Origin of the sequence: Saccharopolyspora sp. 7B (assembly GCF_020177435.1) — a bacterium.
Taxonomy (GTDB): Bacteria; Actinomycetota; Actinomycetes; order Mycobacteriales; family Pseudonocardiaceae; genus Saccharopolyspora_C; species Saccharopolyspora_C gregorii.
The window spans coordinates 1-20433 of record NZ_JAIUKC010000013.1; the positions used below are offsets into that span (position 1 = coordinate 1).

The 20433-nt window shown below is 70.2% G+C and carries 19 protein-coding genes; all 19 read right to left on the reverse strand.

The window, feature by feature from the left end; translation table 11 throughout:
• Window positions 1-122 precede the first annotated feature (122 nt).
• Window positions 123-404, reverse strand: a complete 282-nt coding sequence (gene rpsQ, locus LCD33_RS02380) for a 30S ribosomal protein S17 (protein ID WP_224956655.1) — start codon at window positions 402-404, stop codon at window positions 123-125.
• Window positions 401-643: a 50S ribosomal protein L29 gene (rpmC, locus tag LCD33_RS02385; protein ID WP_224956657.1), complete on the reverse strand. Its 243-nt coding sequence runs from the start codon at window positions 641-643 to the stop codon at window positions 401-403. Before rpmC ends, rpsQ begins: the two co-directional genes overlap by 4 nt.
• Window positions 643-1062 (reverse strand): 50S ribosomal protein L16, encoded by a 420-nt coding sequence (gene rplP, locus LCD33_RS02390; RefSeq protein ID WP_224956659.1) that lies wholly within the window; start codon window positions 1060-1062, stop codon window positions 643-645. The genes rpmC and rplP overlap by 1 nt, the downstream gene beginning before the upstream one ends.
• A gap of 3 nt (window positions 1063-1065) precedes the next feature.
• Window positions 1066-1965, reverse strand: a complete 900-nt coding sequence (rpsC, locus tag LCD33_RS02395) for a 30S ribosomal protein S3 (protein WP_224956660.1) — start codon at window positions 1963-1965, stop codon at window positions 1066-1068.
• Window positions 1965-2378, reverse strand: coding sequence for a 50S ribosomal protein L22 (gene rplV, locus LCD33_RS02400; protein ID WP_224956661.1), 414 nt, complete (start codon window positions 2376-2378; stop codon window positions 1965-1967). Before rplV ends, rpsC begins: the two co-directional genes overlap by 1 nt.
• A gap of 32 nt (window positions 2379-2410) precedes the next feature.
• On the reverse strand, window positions 2411-2692 hold the full coding sequence (gene rpsS / locus LCD33_RS02405; RefSeq protein ID WP_224956662.1) for a 30S ribosomal protein S19: 282 nt from the start codon (window positions 2690-2692) through the stop codon (window positions 2411-2413).
• Window positions 2693-2710: 18 nt separating this feature from the next.
• Window positions 2711-3544: a 50S ribosomal protein L2 gene (gene rplB, locus LCD33_RS02410; RefSeq protein WP_224956663.1), complete on the reverse strand. Its 834-nt coding sequence runs from the start codon at window positions 3542-3544 to the stop codon at window positions 2711-2713.
• Between the two features lie 32 nt (window positions 3545-3576).
• Entirely contained in the window at window positions 3577-3876 is a 300-nt protein-coding gene (gene rplW / locus LCD33_RS02415; protein ID WP_224956664.1) for a 50S ribosomal protein L23, read from the reverse strand.
• Window positions 3873-4544, reverse strand: a complete 672-nt coding sequence (gene rplD, locus LCD33_RS02420; protein WP_224956665.1) for a 50S ribosomal protein L4 — start codon at window positions 4542-4544, stop codon at window positions 3873-3875. The genes rplW and rplD overlap by 4 nt, the downstream gene beginning before the upstream one ends.
• Entirely contained in the window at window positions 4544-5194 is a 651-nt protein-coding gene (gene rplC / locus LCD33_RS02425; RefSeq protein WP_224956667.1) for a 50S ribosomal protein L3, read from the reverse strand. Before rplC ends, rplD begins: the two co-directional genes overlap by 1 nt.
• Before the next feature lie 63 nt (window positions 5195-5257).
• Entirely contained in the window at window positions 5258-5563 is a 306-nt protein-coding gene (gene rpsJ / locus LCD33_RS02430; RefSeq protein ID WP_009948626.1) for a 30S ribosomal protein S10, read from the reverse strand.
• A 615-nt stretch (window positions 5564-6178) separates the two neighbouring features.
• Window positions 6179-7372, reverse strand: coding sequence for an elongation factor Tu (gene tuf, locus LCD33_RS02435; RefSeq protein ID WP_224956669.1), 1194 nt, complete (start codon window positions 7370-7372; stop codon window positions 6179-6181).
• Window positions 7373-7533: 161 nt separating this feature from the next.
• Window positions 7534-9636 (reverse strand): elongation factor G, encoded by a 2103-nt coding sequence (gene fusA, locus LCD33_RS02440; protein WP_224956670.1) that lies wholly within the window; start codon window positions 9634-9636, stop codon window positions 7534-7536.
• Window positions 9637-9712: 76 nt separating this feature from the next.
• Window positions 9713-10183, reverse strand: a complete 471-nt coding sequence (rpsG, locus tag LCD33_RS02445) for a 30S ribosomal protein S7 (RefSeq protein ID WP_224956671.1) — start codon at window positions 10181-10183, stop codon at window positions 9713-9715.
• Window positions 10183-10557 carry a 30S ribosomal protein S12 gene (gene rpsL / locus LCD33_RS02450; protein ID WP_009948619.1) on the reverse strand — a complete coding sequence of 125 codons (375 nt, stop codon included), beginning with the start codon at window positions 10555-10557 and terminating at the stop codon, window positions 10183-10185. Before rpsL ends, rpsG begins: the two co-directional genes overlap by 1 nt.
• Before the next feature lie 525 nt (window positions 10558-11082).
• Window positions 11083-12759: a TNT domain-containing protein gene (locus tag LCD33_RS29300; RefSeq protein ID WP_224977467.1), complete on the reverse strand. Its 1677-nt coding sequence runs from the start codon at window positions 12757-12759 to the stop codon at window positions 11083-11085.
• 61 nt (window positions 12760-12820) lie between these two features.
• Window positions 12821-15403 carry a type VII secretion system-associated protein gene (locus LCD33_RS02460; protein WP_224977468.1) on the reverse strand — a complete coding sequence of 861 codons (2583 nt, stop codon included), beginning with the start codon at window positions 15401-15403 and terminating at the stop codon, window positions 12821-12823.
• Window positions 15403-20127, reverse strand: coding sequence for a hypothetical protein (locus LCD33_RS02465; protein WP_224977469.1), 4725 nt, complete (start codon window positions 20125-20127; stop codon window positions 15403-15405). Before LCD33_RS02465 ends, LCD33_RS02460 begins: the two co-directional genes overlap by 1 nt.
• Window positions 20124-20432, reverse strand: a complete 309-nt coding sequence (locus tag LCD33_RS02470; RefSeq protein ID WP_224956675.1) for a type VII secretion target — start codon at window positions 20430-20432, stop codon at window positions 20124-20126. Before LCD33_RS02470 ends, LCD33_RS02465 begins: the two co-directional genes overlap by 4 nt.
• Between the last annotated feature and the right edge of the window lies 1 nt (window position 20433).

Sequence of the window (20433 nt, forward strand, 5' to 3'; positions counted from 1 at the left end):
TGCGGAGCCCTCTACTTTGACTCTCTCTCTTCTGGCGCCACCCCCCCCCCCCCCCCCCCCCCCCCCCCCCCCCCCCGCCCCCCCCCCCCCCCCCCCCCCCCCCCCCCCCGCTTCCGATGTCCTTACTTGGCCCGTTCCACGACCTCGACGAGGCGCCAGCGCTTCGTCGCGGACAGCGGCCGGGTCTCCATCAGGAGAACGCGGTCGCCGATCCCGGCCGTGTTGGCCTCGTCGTGCGCCTTGACCTTGGTGGTCTGGCGCATGACCTTGCCGTAGAGAGCGTGCTTCTTGCGGTCCTCGAGGGAGACCACGATCGTCTTGTCCATCTTGTCCGAGACGACGTAGCCCTCGCGGGTTTTGCGGTAGTTCCGCGCCACGCTCTGTCCTTCTGCCTGGCTGCTCATGCCGCGCCCTCCTCGGTCGCGTCAGGGGACACCGTCAGGCCGAGCTCGCGCTCGCGCATGATGGTGTAGATCCGGGCGATGTCCCTGCGGACCACGCGCAACCGGCGGTTGTTCTCCAACTGCCCGGTCGCCATCTGGAACCGAAGGTTGAACAGCTCTTCCTTCGACTCCCGGACGCGGGCCAGCAATTCCTCGTCGCCCAGCTCCCGGAGCTCACCAGCGGTGACACCAGCCGCCATCAGAAGTCACCACCCTCGCGGGACACGATCTTGCACTTCATCGGCAGCTTGTGCGCCGCACGGGTCAGCGCCTCCACAGCCGTCTTCTTGTTCGGGAAGTTCAGCTCGAACATGACGCGGCCGGGCTTGACGTTCGCGACCCAGGACTCGGGCGAACCCTTACCGGAACCCTGCCGGGTCTCGGCCGGCTTCTTCGTCAGCGGGCGGTCCGGGAAGATGTTGATCCAGACCTTGCCGCCACGCTTGACGTGCCGGGTGATGGCGATACGAGCCGACTCGATCTGCCGGTTGGTCACGTAGCCGTGCTCGATCGCCTGGATGCCGTATTCGCCGAAGTTGATGCGGGTGCCGCCCTTGGCGAAGCCCTTGCGCTTCGGTGCGTGGCTCTTGCGCCACTTCACCCTGCGTGGGACCAGCACTGCTCAGCCCTCCGTCTTCTGATCGGCCTGCGGCTCGGCCACGGCCGGGGCGTTGGCGGTCGCCGCGTCGCCCGCGGTCTGCGCCTGCTCCGGGCTCTCCGCCGTACCGCCCTTGGCTGCGGCGCGGCCGGCTTCGGTGCCGCCGGCACCGGTGGTGCCGGAAGCGCCGGAGCGACGGCGGCCACCGCGCTCGGAACGGCCGCCGCGCTCACCGCGGCCGCCACCCTCGCCGCGAGGCGCGCGCACCTCGGACTGCTCCTGCTTCTGCTTCAGGCCGCCGACCAGCTCGCCCTTGTAGATCCACACCTTGACGCCGATGCGACCGAACGTGGTGCGGGCCTCGAAGAAGCCGTAGTCGATGTCCGCGCGCAGCGTGTGCAGCGGGACGCGACCCTCGCGGTAGAACTCGGAACGGGACATCTCGGCCCCGCCCAGCCGCCCACCGCACTGCACCCGGATGCCCTTGACCTGCGGCGAGCGCATGGCCGACTGGATGGCCTTGCGCATCGCGCGCCGGAAGGACACGCGGTTGGACAGCTGCTCGGCCACGCCCTGCGCGACGAGCTGCGCGTCGGCCTCGGAGTTCTTGACCTCGAGGATGTTGAGCTGGACCTGCTTGCCGGTCAGCTTCTCCAGCGAACCGCGGATGCGGTCCGCCTCGGCACCGCGACGGCCGATGACGATGCCCGGCCGGGCGGTGTGAATGTCCACCCGGACCCGCTCGCGGGTGCGCTCGATCTCCACCTTGGAGATCCCTGCGCGCTCCATACCGCGAGAGAGCCGACGGCGGATCTTGACGTCCTCCGCAACGTATTCCGCGTACTGCTTGTCGGCGTACCACCGGGACTTCCAGTCCGTGGTGATGCCGAGTCGGAAGCCGTGCGGGTTGATCTTCTGACCCACTACCGGGCACTCCCCTTCTGGCTCTTCGTCTTACCGGCCGCCTTCGGCCGCGACTCCACCTCGATGGTGATGTGCGCGGTCCGCTTGCGAATCCGGTACGCACGGCCCTGGGCACGGGGCTGGAACCGCTTCAGCGTCGGTCCCTCGTCCACGTACGCCCGGTGCACCCACAGGGTGTCGGGGTCGAGCGACTGGTTGTTCTCCGCGTTGGCGACGGCACTGGCGAGCACCTTCGACACCGGACCGCTGGCGGCCTGCGGCGCGAACTGGAGCACTGCCAGGGCTTCGCTGGCGCTACGGCCCTTGATGAGCTCGACCACGCGACGGGCCTTCATCGGCGTCACGCGGACGAAGCGGGCCCGCGCCACCGCGCGGGTGTCAGCCGCAGCGGTGTCGTCGGAACGGGCTGTCATCCTGCTACCCCTTGCTCTTGGTTCGCCCCCGCTCAGCGGCGGCGCGACTTCCGGTCATCCTTGACGTGGCCCTTGAAGGTCCTCGTCGGCGCGAACTCGCCCAGCTTGTGTCCGACCATCGACTCGGTGATGAACACCGGGATGTGCTTGCGACCGTCGTGCACCGCGAAGGTGTGGCCGAGCATGTCCGGGATGATCGTGGACCGGCGGGACCAGGTCTTGATCACGGTCTTCTTGCCCGACTCGTTCAGCGCGTCCACCTTCTTGAGCAGGTGGTCGTCCACGAACGGGCCCTTCTTGAGGCTGCGTGGCATGTGCTTCTACCTCCCTGCTCAGCGCTTCTTGCCGGTGCGACGGCGCCGGACGATGAGCTTGTCACTGGGCTTGTTGCGGCGGGTGCGACCCTCGGGACGGCCCTTGGGGTTGACCGGGTGGCGACCACCGGAGGTCTTGCCCTCACCACCACCGTGCGGGTGGTCGACCGGGTTCATGACGACACCGCGGACGGTCGGGCGCTTGCCCTTCCACCGCATGCGGCCTGCCTTGCCCCAGTTGATGTTCGAGTGCTCGGAGTTGCCGACCTCGCCGACGGTGGCCCGGCAGCGCGCGTCCACGTTGCGGATCTCGCCCGAAGGCATCCGCAGCTGGGCGTACGGGCCGTCCTTGGCCACCAGCTGGACCCGGGCACCGGCGGAACGCGCGATCTTGGCGCCGCCACCGGGGCGGAGCTCGATCGCGTGGATCACGGTACCGGTCGGGATGTTGCGCAGCGGGAGGTTGTTCCCGGGCTTGATGTCAGCCCGCGGCCCGCTCTCGACCCGGTCGCCCTGCCCGATGCCGTTCGGCGCGATGATGTAGCGCTTCTCGCCATCCAGGTAGTGCAGCAGCGCGATGCGTGCGCTGCGGTTCGGGTCGTACTCGATGTGCGCGACCTTGGCCGGCACACCGTCCTTGTCGTTGCGGCGGAAGTCGATGATGCGGTAGGCCCGCTTGTGGCCCCCGCCCTGGTGCCGCGTGGTGATCTTGCCGTGCGCGTTGCGGCCGCCGCGACCGTGCAGCGGACGCACCAGCGACTTCTCCGGCTCCGACCGGGTGATCTCGGCGAAGTCGGACACGCTGGAGCCGCGACGGCCCGGCGTCGTCGGCTTGTGCTTGCGAATGCCCATCTCTGTAGAAACCTCGTCCTAATCAGCGCCGGTCAGGCGGCCGGTCCGCCGAAGATCTCGATCGGCTTGCTCTCCGGGGACAGCGTCACGATCGCCCGCTTCGTGTCCTTGCGCTTGCCGTACCCGGTGCGGGTGCGCTTGCGCTTGCCGTTGCGGTTGATCGTGTTCACGTTGGTGACCTTGACATCGAAGATCTTCTCAACGGCGATCTTGATCTCGGTCTTGTTCGAGCCGGGGCGAACCAGGAAGGTGTACTGGCCCTCCTCCAAGAGCCCGTAGCTCTTCTCGGAGACGACCGGCGCCAGGATGATGTCTCGCGGGTCGGGGATCACTGCTGTGCCTCCTCAGCGCTCGCGGCCGTGGCGACCTGCGCAGGCCCGGCGACGAACCGCTCGAACGCGGCCTTGGTGAACACCACGTCGTCGTTGACCAGCACGTCGTAGGTGTTGAGCTGACCCGGCGTGATCAGGTGCACGTTCGTCAGGTTCCGCAGGCTCAGCCAGGAATTGGCCTCCTCCGCGTTGTTCAGCACGACCAGCACGCGCTTCGCCTGGGTCCAGGTGCGGACCGCGGCCTTGGCGGCCTTGGTCGACGGCGTCTCGCCACCGACCACGTGCGTCACGACGTGCAGCTGGCCGGCGCGAACGCGGTCGGACAGCGCACCGCGCAGCGCGGCGGCCTTCATCTTCTTGGGGGTGCGCTGGGTGTAGTCCCGCGGCTGCGGGCCGTGCACCGTGCCACCACCGGTGAACTGGGGAGCCCGGATCGAGCCCTGGCGGGCGTTACCGGTGCCCTTCTGCCGGTACGGCTTCTTGCCGCCACCGGAGACCTGGCCGCGAGTCTTCGTGGCGTGCGTGCCCTGGCGAGCGGCGGCCAGCTGGGCCGTCACCACCTGGTGCATCAGGGCCACGTTGGCCTGCACGTCGAAGATCTCGGCGGGCAGCGTCACGCTGCCGTCGGTCGCGCCGTCCGGGGTACGGACGTCCAGCGTCGCGCTCATCACGCACCACCCTTCGCGGGGCTCTTGACCAGAACCAGGCCGCCCTTGGGGCCGGGAACGGCACCCTTGATCAGCAACAGGCCGGACTCGCCTTCCACCCGGTGAACCTTGAGGTTCTGGGTGGTCACGCGGTTGGAGCCCATCCGGCCCGCCATCCGCATGCCCTTGAAGACACGACCCGGGGTGGCGCAGCCACCGATCGAGCCGGGCTTGCGGTGCACGGCCTGCGCACCGTGGCTCATCGGCTGGCGGTGGAAGCCGTGCCGCTTGATCGTGCCGGCGAAGCCCTTGCCCTTGCTGGTGCCGACGACGTCGACGACCGCACCGGACTCGAACACCTCAGCGGTGATCTCCTGGCCGACTTCGTACTCACCGGCGTCGTTCGTGCGCAGCTCCACGAGGTGGCGGCGCGGCGTGACCCCGGCCTTGGTGAAGTGGCCGGTGCGCGGCTTGTTCACCTTGCGGGGGTCGATGGCGCCGAACGCCAGCTGCACGGCCGAATAGCCGTCCTTGTCGGGGGTACGGATCTGGGTGACCACGTTCGGCCCGGCCTGCACGACGGTCACCGGGACGACCCGGTTGTTCTCGTCGAAGACCTGGGTCATGCCGAGCTTGGTGCCCAGAATCCCCTTGATCTGCCTGTCAGACATCAGTCTTGTTCTCTCCGCACTACGGCCGGCCCGCGGACGAGCCGTCTCAAGATGGGCCGACCCTTACTGGATGTTCACGTCGACGCTGGCCGGCAGGTCGATGCGCATCAACGCGTCCACCGTCTTCGGCGTCGGTTCGAGGATGTCGATGAGCCGCTTGTGCGTCCGCATCTCGAAGTGCTCCCGCGAGTCCTTGTACTTGTGCGGAGAGCGGATGACGCAGTAGACGTTCTTCTCCGTCGGCAGCGGCACCGGCCCGACGACCCGAGCGCCGGTGCGCGTCACGGTCTCGACGATCTTGCGCGCGGACGCGTCGATCGCCTCGTGGTCGTAGGCCTTGAGCCGGATGCGGATCTTCTGTCCCGCCATAGTGGCTTGCCGTTCCTCTAGTCTCGTGCCGCCAGTGGTCGGCGCTGTGGCGGTCCTCAGCTCGATGCTGACGACGGCGCCTGCGCCCATGGGCTTCGGGTGCCCGTCGCGGCCTGGGCCGGTGAGCTCCCGGCGGGATGACTCCCGCACGGAGGGCCCAGCCCTCGGTCCGCCCCTGTTCAGGTTGCTGGTGCCCGGTACACGCGGTCGGGCGTGTCGCCCACTGCGCACAGACCGGTCCCACCGAACTTCGCCGTTGGGATGGATCCGAGAGCTTCTCGAAAGACACCCTCTAAGACCCGTACACCTAGTTCTTTGCACCCTGCCGGACGGCGACGCGGGAAGACTCCCGTCGCAGCGCCCAGGCCCGGCCGAAACCGGTCCTGCTCCGAAACTCCAGGGCGCGGGGCTTCTCGTGGCGGAGCGGCCGGGACTTCCACTGACAGGTGATGAACACCCGGGAAACCGGCCGCTCCGAACGAGCAACCCATACAGGATGACACACGCCGGATGCCAGCCCGAATCGGGGGGTGGTTTCCGGGTCCGCGCCGCGGCACGACCCCGAAAACCAGCGAGGGCCTGCTCCCTGGGAAGGAAGCAGGCCCTCGCGGTGGATCACTTGATGATCTTGGTGACGCGACCCGCGCCGACCGTACGACCACCCTCGCGAATCGCGAAGCGGAGGCCGTCGTCCATCGCGATCGGCTGGATCAGCTGCACCGTCATCTCGACGTTGTCACCCGGCATGACCATCTCGGTGCCCTCGGGGAGGGTCACGACGCCGGTCACGTCGGTGGTGCGGAAGTAGAACTGCGGCCGGTAGTTGTTGAAGAACGGGGTGTGACGGCCACCGTCCTCCTTCGACCGGATGTAGACCTGGCACTCGAACTCGGTGTGCGGGGTCGTGGTCTTCGGCTTGACGACCACCATGCCGCGCTCGACGTCCTCGCGCTTGATGCCGCGCACGAGCAGACCGACGTTGTCACCGGCCTGGCCCTCGTCCAGCAGCTTCCGGAACATCTCGACGCCGGTGACCGTGGTCTTCAGCGCGGTGTCCTTGATGCCGACGAGCTCGACCTCTTCGTTGACCTTGATGATGCCGCGCTCGATGCGACCGGTCACCACGGTGCCGCGGCCGGTGATCGAGAAGACGTCCTCGACCGGCATCAGGAAGGGCTTGTCGGTCTCGCGCTCCGGGTCCGGAACGTTCTCGTCGACCGCGTCGAGCAGCTCGACGATCTTGTTGGACCACTCGGGGTCGCCCTCGAGCGCCTTCAGCGCGGAGACGCGGATGACCGGAGCGTCGTCGCCGTCGTACTCCTCGCCGGAGAGCAGCTCGCGCACCTCCATCTCCACGAGCTCCATGATCTCCTCGTCGTCGACCATGTCGGCCTTGTTCAGCGCGACGAGGATGTAGGGCACGCCGACCTGGCGAGCCAGCAGCACGTGCTCACGCGTCTGCGGCATCGGACCGTCGGTGGCGGCGACGACCAGGATCGCCCCGTCCATCTGAGCGGCACCCGTGATCATGTTCTTCACGTAGTCGGCGTGACCGGGGGCGTCGACGTGCGCGTAGTGACGCTTCTCGGTCTGGTACTCGACGTGCGCGATCTGGATCGTGATGCCGCGCTGCTTTTCCTCGGGAGCCTTGTCGATCTCGTCGAACGGCGTGAAGGGGTTCAGCTCCGGGTACTTCTCGTGCAGCACCTTGGTGATGGCCGCGGTGAGCGTGGTCTTGCCGTGGTCAACGTGACCGATGGTCCCGATGTTGACGTGCGGCTTGTCCCTCTCGAACTTCGCCTTAGCCACTGGATTGTCCTCCTGGACTTGGTTCTCTTTCCGCCGTACGACTAGCCAGTCCCCGCGTTGCGCGAAGATTCAGTGCCAGGCGGAGTCCTGTCGGGTTTGGCAGCGGAGGGCTCCGGTCCTCCCGCGGAGGCCGGAGCCACCCGCCGCCGAACTACAGGGAATTACTCGCCCGTAGCCTTCGCGATGATCTCCTTCGCCACGTTCGCGGGAACCTCGGCGTAGGAGTCGAACACCATCGAGTAGTTCGCGCGGCCCTGCGTCTTGGAACGCAGGTCGCCGACATACCCGAACATCTCGGACAGCGGCACCTGCGCCTTGACGACGCGCGCACCGCTGCGCTCCTCCATGGCCTGGATCTGGCCACGGCGGGAGTTGAGGTCGCCGATGACATCGCCCATGTAGTCCTCGGGCGTGATCACCTCGACCGCCATCACCGGTTCGAGGATCGCCGGGGAGGCCTTCTGCGCGGCCTCCTTCAGGGCGATGGAACCGGCGACCTTGAACGCCATCTCCGAGGAGTCGACCTCGTGGTACTGGCCGTCCAACAAGATCACCTTGACGCCCACCAGCGGGTAGCCGGCCAGCACGCCGTACTGCATGGCGTCCTGCGCGCCCTGGTCCACCGACGGGATGTACTCGCGCGGGACGCGACCACCGGTGACCTTGTTCTGGAACTCGTACGTCGCACTGTCCGCAGTCTGCTCGATCGGCTCGAGGCCGATGATGACGCGGGCGAACTGCCCGGAGCCACCGGTCTGCTTCTTGTGCGTGTACTCGTACTTCTCGACCGGCTTGCGAATCGTCTCCCGGTAGGCCACCTGCGGCTTACCGATGTTCGCCTCGACCTTGAAGTCCGACTTCATCCGGTTGACCAGGACTTCCAGGTGCAGCTCGCCCATGCCGGACAGGACCGTCTGACCGGTCTCCTCGTCGTGGTGGACGCGGAAGGTCGGGTCCTCCTCGGCGAGCTTCTGGATCGCCGTGGACAGCTTCTCCTGGTCGGCCTTCGTCTTCGGCTCGACCGCGACGTCGATGACCGGCTCCGGGAAGGTCATCGACTCCAGGACGATCGGGTTCTGCGGGTCGGACAAGGTGTCACCGGTGGTGGTGTCCTTGAGCCCGACGACCGCGTAGATGTGACCGGCCTGGGCCTCGTCGACCGGGTTCTCCTTGTTGGAGTGCATCTGGAAGAGCTTCCCGATGCGCTCCTTGCGCTCGCGGGTCGAGTTCATGACCTGCGAACCGGAGGAGAGCTTGCCGGAGTAGACCCGGATGTAGGTCAGCTTCCCGTAGAACGGGTGCACCGCGATCTTGGAGACCAGCGCGGAGAACGGCTCCTGGGTGCTGGGCTTGCGCTCGGCGGCGGTCTCGCCGTCCAGCAGCAGGCCCTGCACCGGCGGCACGTCCAGCGGCGCGGGCAGGTAGTCGACGACCGCGTCGAGCATGGGCTGCACGCCCTTGTTCTTGAACGCGGTACCGCACAGGACCGGGAACGCGGTGCGCTCGACGGTCAGCTTGCGGATGCCGGCCTTGATCTGGTCGGTGGTCAGCTCCTCGCCGCCGAAGTAGGCCTCCATGAGGGCCTCGTCGGTCTCGGCGACGGCCTCGATCAGCTGCTCGCGGTAGGAAGCGGCGGCCTCGGCCAGGTCGGCGGGGATCTCCTCGACCTCGTACTGCTCGCCCTTCTTGACGTCACCGCGCCAGGTCAGCGCCTTCATGCTGACCAGGTCGACGATGCCCTCGAAGTCGGACTCGCTGCCGATCGGGAGCTGGATGACCAGCGGAGTGGCGTTCAGCCGCTCGCGGATGGTCTTCACGGTGAAGTAGAAGTCCGCGCCCAGCTTGTCCATCTTGTTGACGAAGCAGATGCGCGGGACGTCGTACTTGTCCGCCTGCCGCCAGACCTGCTCGGACTGCGGCTCGACACCTTCCTTGCCGTCGAAGACCGCGACGGCGCCGTCCAGGACGCGCAGCGAGCGCTCCACCTCGACCGTGAAGTCGACGTGCCCGGGGGTGTCGATGATGTTGATCTGGTAGTCGCCCCAGAAGGTCGTGGTGGCAGCCGAGGTGATCGTGATACCCCGCTTCTGCTCCTCTTCCATCCAGTCCATCGTCGAGGCGCCGTCGTGCGTCTCGCCGAGCTTGTGGTTGATCCCGGTGTAGTACAGGATCCGCTCGGTCGTGGTGGTCTTGCCCGCGTCGATGTGGGCCATGATGCCGATGTTGCGAACCTTCGTGAGGTCCGTCAGCACGTCGCGTGCCACGAGTTTCTTCCCCGTTCCTACAGCAGATGCAAGCCGTCGAATCGGTGTGCCGAGGCGGGCAGGAGCCGACCCGACGTCACCAGCGGTAGTGCGCGAAGGCCTTGTTGGACTCCGCCATCTTGTGCGTGTCTTCGCGCTTCTTGACGCTCGCGCCGAGGCCGTTGCTGGCGTCGAGCAGTTCGTTCATGAGGCGCTCGACCATGGTCTTCTCGCGGCGCGCCCGCGAGTAGGTGACCAGCCAGCGCAGGGCCAGCGTGGTCGAGCGGCCGGCGCGGACCTCGATCGGCACCTGGTAGGTCGCGCCACCCACGCGGCGGCTGCGGACCTCCAGGGTCGGCTTCACGTTGTCCAGCGCACGCTTGAGCGTGACCACCGGGTCGGTGCCGTTCTTCTCCCGAGCGCCCTCGAGCGCCGCGTACACGATCTTCTCGGCCAGCGAGCGCTTGCCGTCGACGAGGACCTTGTTCACCAGCTGGGTGACCAGCGGCGAGGCGTACACGGGATCGGCGTTGAGCGGCCGCTTCGGGGCCGGACCCTTGCGGGGCATCAGCTCTTCTCCTTCTTCGCGCCGTACCGGCTGCGAGCCTGCTTGCGGTTCTTCACACCCTGCGTGTCGGCCGACCCGCGGATGATCTTGTACCGCACGCCGGGGAGGTCCTTCACACGGCCGCCGCGAACCAGCACGATCGAGTGCTCCTGGAGGTTGTGCCCCTCACCCGGGATGTAGGCCGTGACCTCGATGCCGCTGGTGAGCTTGACACGAGCGACCTTGCGCAGTGCCGAGTTGGGCTTCTTCGGGGTGGTGGTGTACACGCGGGTGCACACGCCACGCCGCTGCGGGCTCCCCTTGAGCGCCGCGGTCTTGGTCTTGGCGACCTTGTCCTGGCGGCCCTTACGGACCAGCTGCTGGATGGTGGGCATGGACCGGCTTTCTCTTGAGCGTTCGCGTCTTCGTGGTTGCTCTCGCCCGGCGGCGCTCGCACACGTCGGCGTCCGGGCACGTGCCCTGGCGCCGAGCACCTGGCAGGCACTGTTTACTTGGGACTCCCCCGCACCACGAGGTCGGGCGTGTCGCCCACTCCCCGGCCTTGCGGCGCTGGTGGTGCCCGCGGGAGCGCACCGACAGGAACGAACCCGATGGTTGTCAGGAGAGTTCCGCACGGCCCATGTCCGCGATCACGACCACCGGAGTGGTCACTGCTCACGCACGGGCATACGGACCGACCCGATAGCTTTCGGGTCCGATAAGCAAAGATACCCGCCCCGTTCTGAGGGGGTCAAAACGGGGTCCCCAAGACCTGCTCGATCTTCCCCGAAGCGCCGCGGACCGAGCTAGTGGTGTGGTGTTGCCCGCGACCTTACCGCCGCTGGCAAGAGCCGCCAGCGGGCGCGGCGGGCGTCCCACGACTCGGGCGGGCCGGCGTCCGACCAGGCACGAGGTGCCGATCACACCTCCGCGAGCCAGCCGCCGGCGACGAGCTCCCCGACCGGCTGCGGCAGCAGGTGCGCCGTGCCGCCGCCGACCTGCCCGTGGTCCGGCCTCGCCACCGCGGTGAGCACCTCGAAACCCCGCACCACCCGGTACCGCCGGTACTCCCCCGGCTCCCGCCCCGGCGGCAGCGAACGCTGCGGCAGCGTCGTGCCCGCGACGAAGACCGCGTTGCCGTCGGGCGCGCCGAAGCGGTCCACTTCGGCCCCGTCGGGGAGCATCGCGTGCCGCCGGTCCTCGTAGGCGGACAGCGGCCGGTCCGGTCCGAGCGGCACGATCCGGCACTCGTACTCGGCCAGCGGCTCGTCCGGCTCGCGCTGCATCGAGTCCCGGGTGAGCGCGACCGCGCCGATCAGGTGCGCCGCCGCGGCGTGCGCCTCCGGGAAGCGGGAGCTGTTGCGCACCTCGCCACCGTCCACGCAGAACACCGACCACCAGCCGTCCGCCTCGCGCAGCATGCTCCAGCCGCCCTCGACCGGTTCCGCGAAGCTGTAGAAGCGGCGGCTCACGCCCAGCGCCGCGATGAAGCGGCGCGCCAGATCGATCGCGCCCGCGGTCCGCTCCGCGTCGAACGCGTCCGGTTCGGACCCCAGCACCAGCGCCTTGGCCTGCTCCACCGCGTGATCGGCGACGACCTCCGGCAGCCGGTGCGCCCGCGCCCGGACGTGGTCCAGGAAGTCGCGCGCCGGGGAGATGTCGTGCACGTCCAGGTAGTAGGCCATCGACAGCGGCCACACCCAGGTGCCGTCGGTGTGGAAGCGCTTCGGCACCTCCGGCGGACGGCTCGGGTCGACCTCGTCCGCCGACGTGCTGCGGGCGGCCAGCACCACCGCGCCACCCGACAGGTACTCGACCAGCAGCCGCTTCTCCACCCACGGCAGCACCGGCCGGTACGCCAACGGCCGGCCCTCCGCGTCCGCGCCGTCGAACAGCCGCGCCATCCGCACCGGGCCCGCCCCGGCGTCCGCGCCGTCGAACAGCCGCGCCATCCGCACCGGGCCCGCCCCGGCGTCCGCGCGGTGCTGCTCGTAGTGGTGCCACGCGGGCCCCAGCAACCACTCCGGCGCCTGCCTGCGCGGGAAGTGGCGGAGCTCGTCGAACGCGTCCTGCGGAGCCACCTCCGCGGGCCGGTCCTGTCCGAACTCGACGACCGGCGCACCATCCGGCGCCACCGAGCAGCGGGCCGTCGTCCACGCCCCGGACTCCGGGCGGTACTCGACGTCCCGGGCGCGGCGCAGCGCGTCCAGCACCTCCTGCGGCGGGATCCAGGTGTGCTCACCGGTGTCGGTCGTGGCGGTCCCGGAGACCTCGAAGCGGGTGCCGAGCGCCGTGCACTCGACGCCGACGCCCCACGCCCCCGCGGGCACCGCGCCCCGCAGCACCGCACCCAGCTCCGCGCGCACGTCCGGGCGCAGCGCGGGCTCGGTCGGCGCGCCGTGCGCGGCCGGAGCCGGGAACGCCCGCCCCGGCTCGGGCGGCTCGCCCTGCACCACGACGACGGACCCGATCCGCTCCACCGGCACCGGCGCCTCGAATCCCGTCAGCACCGCGGACCCGTCCCGCGACTCCGACCACCCGTGCCACCGGCCGTCCACCAAGGCCAAGGTCCCCGCCACCGGCGTCCCGACGATCACCCTGCACTCCCCCTCGTCACCGACCCGACTCCGATCATCCCGCCCCGCACCGACCCACCCCTCACCAACCCGGGTAGCGCTGGAACCAGGTGGGGTCGGTGGGGTGGTGCGGGCCGAACTCCGCCTGGGCGTCCCGTGCCGAGACCTCCACGACGTCCCGCAGCTCCAACGGGCCCAGCCACTCCGGTGGCAGCGCCTCGACCCCGTGCAGCGCGCCCGCGATGTTCCCGCACACCATCCCGGTCGACGCCGAGTCGCCGGAGTGGTTCACCGACAGCAGCAGCGCCGAGCGGAGATCGCCGGTCGCCAGCGCCGCGTACAGACCGATCGCCAACACCTCCTCGGCCAGCACGCCGTGGCCGAGGACCGCGTTGATCTCCTCCGGGCTCACCGGCCCCTTGCCCCCCAGCTGCACCGCGGCGTCCAGGCGCCACAACTGCTCCTCGTGCAGCGGCCAGCGCACCAGCAGCTCGCGCGCCGTGCGCACCGCGTCCGGCAGCGGCACCTCCCGGATCAGCTGGTGCACCACCACCGCCAACACCCCGGCGGACAGGAAACCGCTCGGATGGCCGTGGGTGAGCGCCGCGGTGCCCACTGCGACGCGGAACACCTCGGCGGGATCGTGCGACCACACCGCCACCGGCGCCGCTCGCACCACACCGCCGCAACCCTTCGAATCGTTGAGCCGGTGCTGCGGAGTCGCGAAGCGGTGCGTTCGCGCGAAGTTCTCCACCGCCTGCAGGCAGGTGCCGCCCGGCGACCGCTGCGCGAACAATCCGGGGTTCGTGATCAACCATCCGTCCGGCCGCTGCAGGTGGTGCGCGTACGGCCCGCCCGCTTGCGCCCACGGGCGGCCCTGAGCGTGCAGCCAACGCTGATAAGCGTGCTGCACCTCGGGAATCGGATCGTCGTCCGCGGGCTGAGCCCGCCGTGCCACGTGCGCCCGGATCAGCCCCTCCACCGTGAACAGCATCAGCTGCGTGCCATCGGAGACCGGCGCGACACCGCCGTGCAGCACCGGTCCGGTGAGGCCGGCCGGACCGTGCTGCTGCCGGATGACCGCGACGTCGTGGAACTCGAGCGCGTAACCGAGCGCATCACCGGCAGCGCCGCCGAGCAGAGATCCGGTGAAGCGCTCGTGCGGTTCCGGGGCCGTCCGTGCGGAACCCGCCCCAGCCTGCGCGACGGCTCGCGAGGTCAACACCGCCGCGTCGAAGGAGAACAGCTCGTACCTGCCGCAGTAGTCGCTGATCGCTCCGCCTTCGTCCAGCACGCTGGTCACGGTTCCCCAGCGCTTGTGGACGAAGTGCAGCTGCGCCGAGCCACCCGACTCCCGCACGACGTAGGCCGGGCCGACATCGGCGACATCGGCAGGACCGGTCAACCCCGTTGCCGCGCGGACCCGCTCGATGGCGTGGTCGTCGGAGGCGACCGCCGGAACCGGACGCGGAGCCGCGCGGAACGAGATCAGATCCGAAGGATCGGCCCCGGCCAGCTCGGCGACCTGGTTCCGCAGCGCTTCGGGCAGATCCTGCGCGCAGGACAACAACGGCCCTGCCAAGTCGGCTCGCGAGACCTCGCGCCGTTCAGGCGGCAGGAACGGGGAGGTGAGGTCTGCGACCCGGTGGGCGAGCACGATTGCGCGCACCTGCCACGGCAGCTCGTTGAGATGGCCCGAGTAGTCCTGGAAAACCAGCTCCGGGTTCACATCCCCTGGCACTTCCGGGCTCACCGCCGCCCGCAACAACATCGCCACCGGCAGCCCTTCGTCCGGGACCTTGGTCACCCGCTCGCGCAGGCCGGCGTACCGGGGTTCCACACCGCGGAACGCCGCTGCCGCCGCGAGCACGTCCGGATCGGTGACACCACTGGCCACCAGCACCTCGACCGCGACGATCCCCAGCACAGCGGATCGAGCGCCCTCTCGGTTGAGCGCACTTCCGAGCGTGCCCCAACGCGCCAAAGCACGTTCCGCCGCGGCGAAGGTCTCCTCGCCCACCGCTTCGACCAACCGCGGGCCGTACTCCACCCAGATCGGAGGCCCGACGCGGGTACCGCCCTCGGGGTCGTCCAACAGCATCTGCGCAGCGCGCATCGCCGCCACCAGATCCGGGACCGGATACCTCGCCTGCACTCCGGCAGTTCCCGTCAGCACCACGGACGCCTCGGTCGGCAGCTTCGGCACGACCCGGGGGAGGTACATTCGCTCGATCCGCACGTCCTCCGGCACGGCCTTCGGCGTGCTGTACGTCATCAGGCAAACGCCGTCGTCGGCGTCGAGCAGGAGCGGGTTCCCCTGCTCCGACACAAGGACCGGCAGCACCGCGCCGGCCACGTAGCGCAGGAACTGCTCCTGGTCGAAGCGGCCCGCCAGCGTCTCGCGCAAGCCGTGATCGACCAAGCCCGCCGGCGGCTCCGCCTCCTCCACCCGCGACGGTCGATAGTTCGGATTGGGATGGAAGTTCCCGATATCTCCGTTCTCGTCGACGCCGAAGGCGCCCTTGATCCCGTGCGGGGGCACGTCGCCATCGGGGTCGTAAGCGGGATCCGTGACGTAGAGGTAGCCGCCCGCACGCGCCCTCGCCGCTTCCCGCATCGACGCCGTGATCACCGGAGTCCCGGGAGTCTCGTTCGACGAGCTCATCAACCTGATTCCTTCCAAAAATGCGGGTTGTGGTGGTGGTTGATCACCTCACCTGTCCTCTTGTCCACCTCCATGCACTTTCGGATGAATCTGACATCGATGTTCTTCACGAACGCCACTTCCGACTCTCGTGAGTCCCCGAGATTCATCTCGTCGACGTCGACACCGCCGGGAGCTTCGATCACGTACACGTACGACACGCCCCCCTTTCCGCTGCCAACAGCGCGGTCGAAAGCATGGGACTCGCTACGCGTGGTCGCGACCAACCCGCCTCTCGAATTTTCCAAGTGTTGCCAGAGATCAACGCGCTCCCCCCGTGCACGGAACCCTCCTCCGTCAGCGAAGATCTGTTCCGGAGGTCGGTCATCATGGCGGTAGAGCGTGTCTCGATCGGCGCGCCACACAACGTCGCGCTCACCCGAGTACTGCCGCGTCAAGGACCTCTCAACGCTAGCCTGGTCGAGTTCAGCACCATCAGATAGGTGGCCGAGCGGCTCACTGAAATCAGGCTCTCGAATCGGGGTTCCTGGAACGCCACCCTCTCGGGGCGAATCCGGATCAGCCCTGTCGGTTCTCGCAACCGACGGCTCGGATGCGGAATTCGCCTGCTCATGCCTCGCAGGCGATTGAGCCAGGTGCGGCGCGCCTCGTCCGCCGAGATCGCTCTCCCACGTCCGCGGGTTCGGCTCGCCCTGCTGCCCTCGGGTGGTGCTTCGTGGTCCGCCAGGCCCGCTCCGAGTCGTATCGGCATGGGCGGAGTCCCGCGATCGTGCGGTCGTCTCACCGAGGCCTCCCGCATCACGCTGCGGGTACCGTGGATCTGCCCCCTGTCCGTCTCGCGCTCGCATGCGCGGCAGAGCCGGGTCGGTAGCACCGTCCAAGGACCGCCGCTGCGCGGCGAGGTCCGCGTTCGACTGCGACTGCTGAGGGGGCTGCTGGCCCGGGGCATCGTGGCGGCCGAGGTTCTGCTCGGAAGATCGTCCAGCCGGGCCGAGTCCGCTCCGGCCCTGGAAAGGCTGCTGCGGCGCAGGGTTGCGCGGCGACCCGACGCGCGGATCCCCCGGGTTGCTCGGCGACGCCTGCACCGGTCTCGGGCGCTGCGCTTCCGGCTGCGCGCCGGGGTGCAGGTGGGACTGCCGTTCCTGCGGGAGATGCCCACCGCCCTGCGGGCGGGGCACCGAGTTCGGGTGGGCCGCAGGGTGCGGGTAGGGGCCCGCAGCCGGAGGCTGGGCCTGTTGTCCGCGGGCGAGGTCGTGGCCGCCGGGCTGCTGCTGGAACTGCGGCGGGCCCTGCTGCACGCGTCCCGGCGGCTGTGCCGGTCCTGGTGCTTGCGGGCTCCCGGGCTGCTGCGCGTATCCGGTCGACTGCGGGTGACCGGGCTGCTCCGGGTGACCGGGCTGCTGCGGATATCCGGGGTGCTGCGGGTGCCCCTGGGCCGCCGGGTAGCCCTGCGGGTGTTCCTGCGGCAGCAGGTGCCCTTGGTGCTGCCACGGCGTCCTGGGGTCCGGCCACATCTGCTGGTGCCCGGGTGGCGGGCTCGGATCTCGGGGCCGGAAGCCGAAGAACTCGGCCAGCTTGCGCAGCAGGCCCCGCTGCTCGGCGTCGTCGGCGAGCCGGCCGTTGCGGACCCATTCAGGTTCGTGGCCGGGCGGGTAGGGGCTGTCGTGGACGGCGGTGGTGCCGTCGGGGCGGAAGGCGGTCCACTGGCCGGGTTCGTCGAAGCGGGGCTGCGGGGCGCCGGAGGCGTCGGGTTCGAAGGAGGCGCGGTCCTTGCTGGCGTAGACGTTGCCGAAGTTGTCGACCCAGGCGTCCGTGGACGGCGCCACGACCTCGGCGTCCAGTTCCTTCGCCAGCTGCTGCGCGAAGTTCGGGGTGCCGTCGCCGGTGTCGGCGCCGGTGCGGCAGGAGATCAGGCGGACCGGTTCGCCGGGGCGGTAGCCGGGTGCGGCCTTGATGACCTCGGCGAGTTCCTTCGCGTCGAGGTCGCGGTCGCCGAGCCGCACACCGTCCGGTCCACCGTGGACTTCGATGGTGAAGCGCTTCGGGTCGACGGCCGCACCGGGCGGCGGTTCGACACCGGAACCGCTGCGCACCATCGAGATACCGGACTCCGTCGCCCCGATGTCGTGGGCGTCGTCGCCGAGCTTCGCGCGCAGCTCCGGGGACAGGTCGAGCTCGGCAGGCCCGTCACCGGGGCGGTTCCAGGCGTGCTGGACCTGCTCGTGCCGCGGCACCGGACGTTCGGCGGCCATCGATTCGGCGGTCGACCGCTCCGGTGCGCGCTGCGGCTGCGCGTCGGGATGGCTCCGGTGGCCCGTGCCCCACGGCACGGCCGAGTTCGGGGCGACGTGGGCGAAATCCGACCCGTCGAGCCGCGACCACGGCCGCTCGTCCGGGAACCTCGGCTGCGGCGCGGCGGGACGCGGGGCGGATGTCTGGTGGCGCGCTCCCGGCGAGTCCGGGCCGGGAGCGTGCGGCGTGCCGGGGCCGTCCGGCCGGGGCGAGGGTGCCGCGGGGGCGTCTCCTCGCGGCGGTACCGGTGGATCCGTCCGAGGCGGTACCGGCGCGGCGGCACGAGGCGGAGTCGGCGCATCCGCCCGCGAAGGCACCGGCCCATCCGCCCGCGGGGACACCGGCGCGTCGGCCCGCGGCGACACCGGGGCATCCGCCCGAGGCGGAGTCGACCCATCCGCCCGCGGCGGCACCGGCGCATCCGCCCGCGAAGGCATCGGCGCATCCGTCCGAGGGGACACCGGCCCGTCCGCCCGCGGCGGAGTCGGCGCATCGGCCCGTGGCGGAGCGCTCGGTGTTTGTGGCGCATCCGCTCGTGATACCGCGGCGCGCGGATTCCCGGGCTGCTGCGGCGAATTCCCTTGGTCGGGCGCATCCCGGTGCGCGTGCGCGGCTCGTTCCGGCGCCGTGCGGGGGCCGTCCGGCGCATGCGGCGCGCGAGGCCCGCTCGGCAGGTGGGCGGCGCCGGGGCTGCCCGGGGTGCCGGTCCAGCCGGCCGGTCGGGCGCCGCGAGCGCCGGGCGCGCCCGGCGCACCCGCCTGCGGAGCTCCTCCGGCGGGGCCGCCGCCTGCCGACGATCCGCTGGAGGGCGCGGCACCCGGCTGGTCCGGCTGGCGTGGCGGAGTCGGCGCCGCGGCGGGCGCGTCCGCGTTCGGCGGGCGCACCGGGGCATCGACCGCGGCGGACGTCGTCGCCGCGGGCCTGCTCGGCACGTCGGCGTGCCCGGCGGACGAGCCCGGCAGGTACCCACCGGCACCACCACCGTCCGATGTGGACGTCGCGGGGCCGCCGGCGGGCGCCTCGCCGCTCTGCGCGGTGAACCGGCCCGCAGCCGAACCGGCCTGCTCGCCCGGTGCGGTGCCGCCCGAGCTCGCGGTGTCCGGCCCGCCACCTGCGCGCCCGCCCGCGTCGACCGGGGCGCTCCGCACCTCGGCCGAGGTCCCGCTCTCGGGCGCGTGCCCGACCGGTGCGCCGCCCGCGTCCGAGCGGAACGAGGAACCGCCACTCGCCTGTCCGCCGGACGTGGAACCGCCGCCGGACGCGCTCTCCGCGTCCGCTCGACCCGGCGCCGCATCCCCCGCGGATCGCATCGACGTGCCAGCGCCGGTCGGCGTCTCGGGCCCGTCGCCGGTGGACCTGCCGGTCGGCGCCTCCGGCCCGTCGCCGCTGGACCTGCCCGCGGCGGTCCGCACCTCCGACCCGTCCGCACTCGACCTGCGCGCGTCCGCGGGGGAATCGGTTCCGCCACCGTCCGAGTCCGAGCCTCCGGAGTCGCCGCCACCGGCCCTGGCGTGGTGCCTGCCCGCCACGTCGGTGTCGAAGACGTCGTCGAGCTTGCGCCAGGCCTTGTCCGCGGCCTTGTCCGCGATCTTCCCGGAGACGTCGAGCTTGTCGGCGACCTTCGAGGCGATCTTCCCGGCCGCCGCGACCTTCTCCGCGGAGAACTTCGCGCCCTTGCCGAGCATCTTCATGAGGTCGCCGAAGACCTCGACCATCCGCGCCATCTTCGGCCCGACGTTGCCGATGGTCTTGATCAGCTTCCCGACGATGTCGGCGATCTTCGTGACGGTCCGGGCGATGAACGCCACCGCCTGCGGCACGACCCAGGCGAGGGAGACCACGGGTGGCGCGAGCGCTTCCAGCGCGTAGGTGATGAGCCGGGAGATGCAGTCGGCGACGAGGTCCCGGACGAAGTCGCGCACGAAGGACACGACCATGCCCATCGTGCCCACGACGCTGGAGATGGTGCCCGCGAGCTCGCCCGCCCCGGTCAGCGCCGTCGCCCGCTCCGCGGCGTGCCGCCGGTACGCGTCGCCGGCAGCGCCGGTCCAGTGCGCGGTGTCGGCCCGCACGGAGTCGCGGTACTGCGTCGCGGCCGCACCGACCGAGGTCGCGACCTGCTGCCACTGCTCGGAATAGGCCTGCACCCCGTCGGGGTCACCGGCGAACCAGTCGAGGGCTTCCTGCAGCGGCTGGATGTGCTCGATCAGCCACGCCACCCCGTAGGAGAGCAGGGTGCCGACCGGGTCGACGACGACGCTGACCGCTTCCATCGCGAGCCCGCCGTAGCCGAGGCTGCTCTCCAGCCAGGTGGACTCGTCGTTGAGGCTGGTGACGTCGTGCCAGGACTCCACGATGCCGATGCCCGTGATGCCGTCCGGCGGTTCCGAGGGATCGACGGCGTTCTGCGCGTTGACGAGCGGATTGCTCACGCCTGCATCCCGTCGAAGTTCCGGCTGTTCCCGTCGTCGGTGGCCTGGTACTCCTCAGCCGCGGCGCGCACGTCCGAGGCGGTGCCCCGGATGGCTTCGGCAGCGTGCTGGAGGGTGTCGATGCCGTGCTGCTCGGCCTGGTCGACCATCCATGCGAAGGGGCGGCACAGGATCCCGTAGGCGTCGTTGTCCATCGTCACGGCCCGCGAGGCGTCGACGGCGGCGTCCAGCGCCTCCGCCACTCCGTCCACTTTGGACGCATGGGCGCGGAGGTCCTCGATGACGACGTTCATGTCTTCGGACATC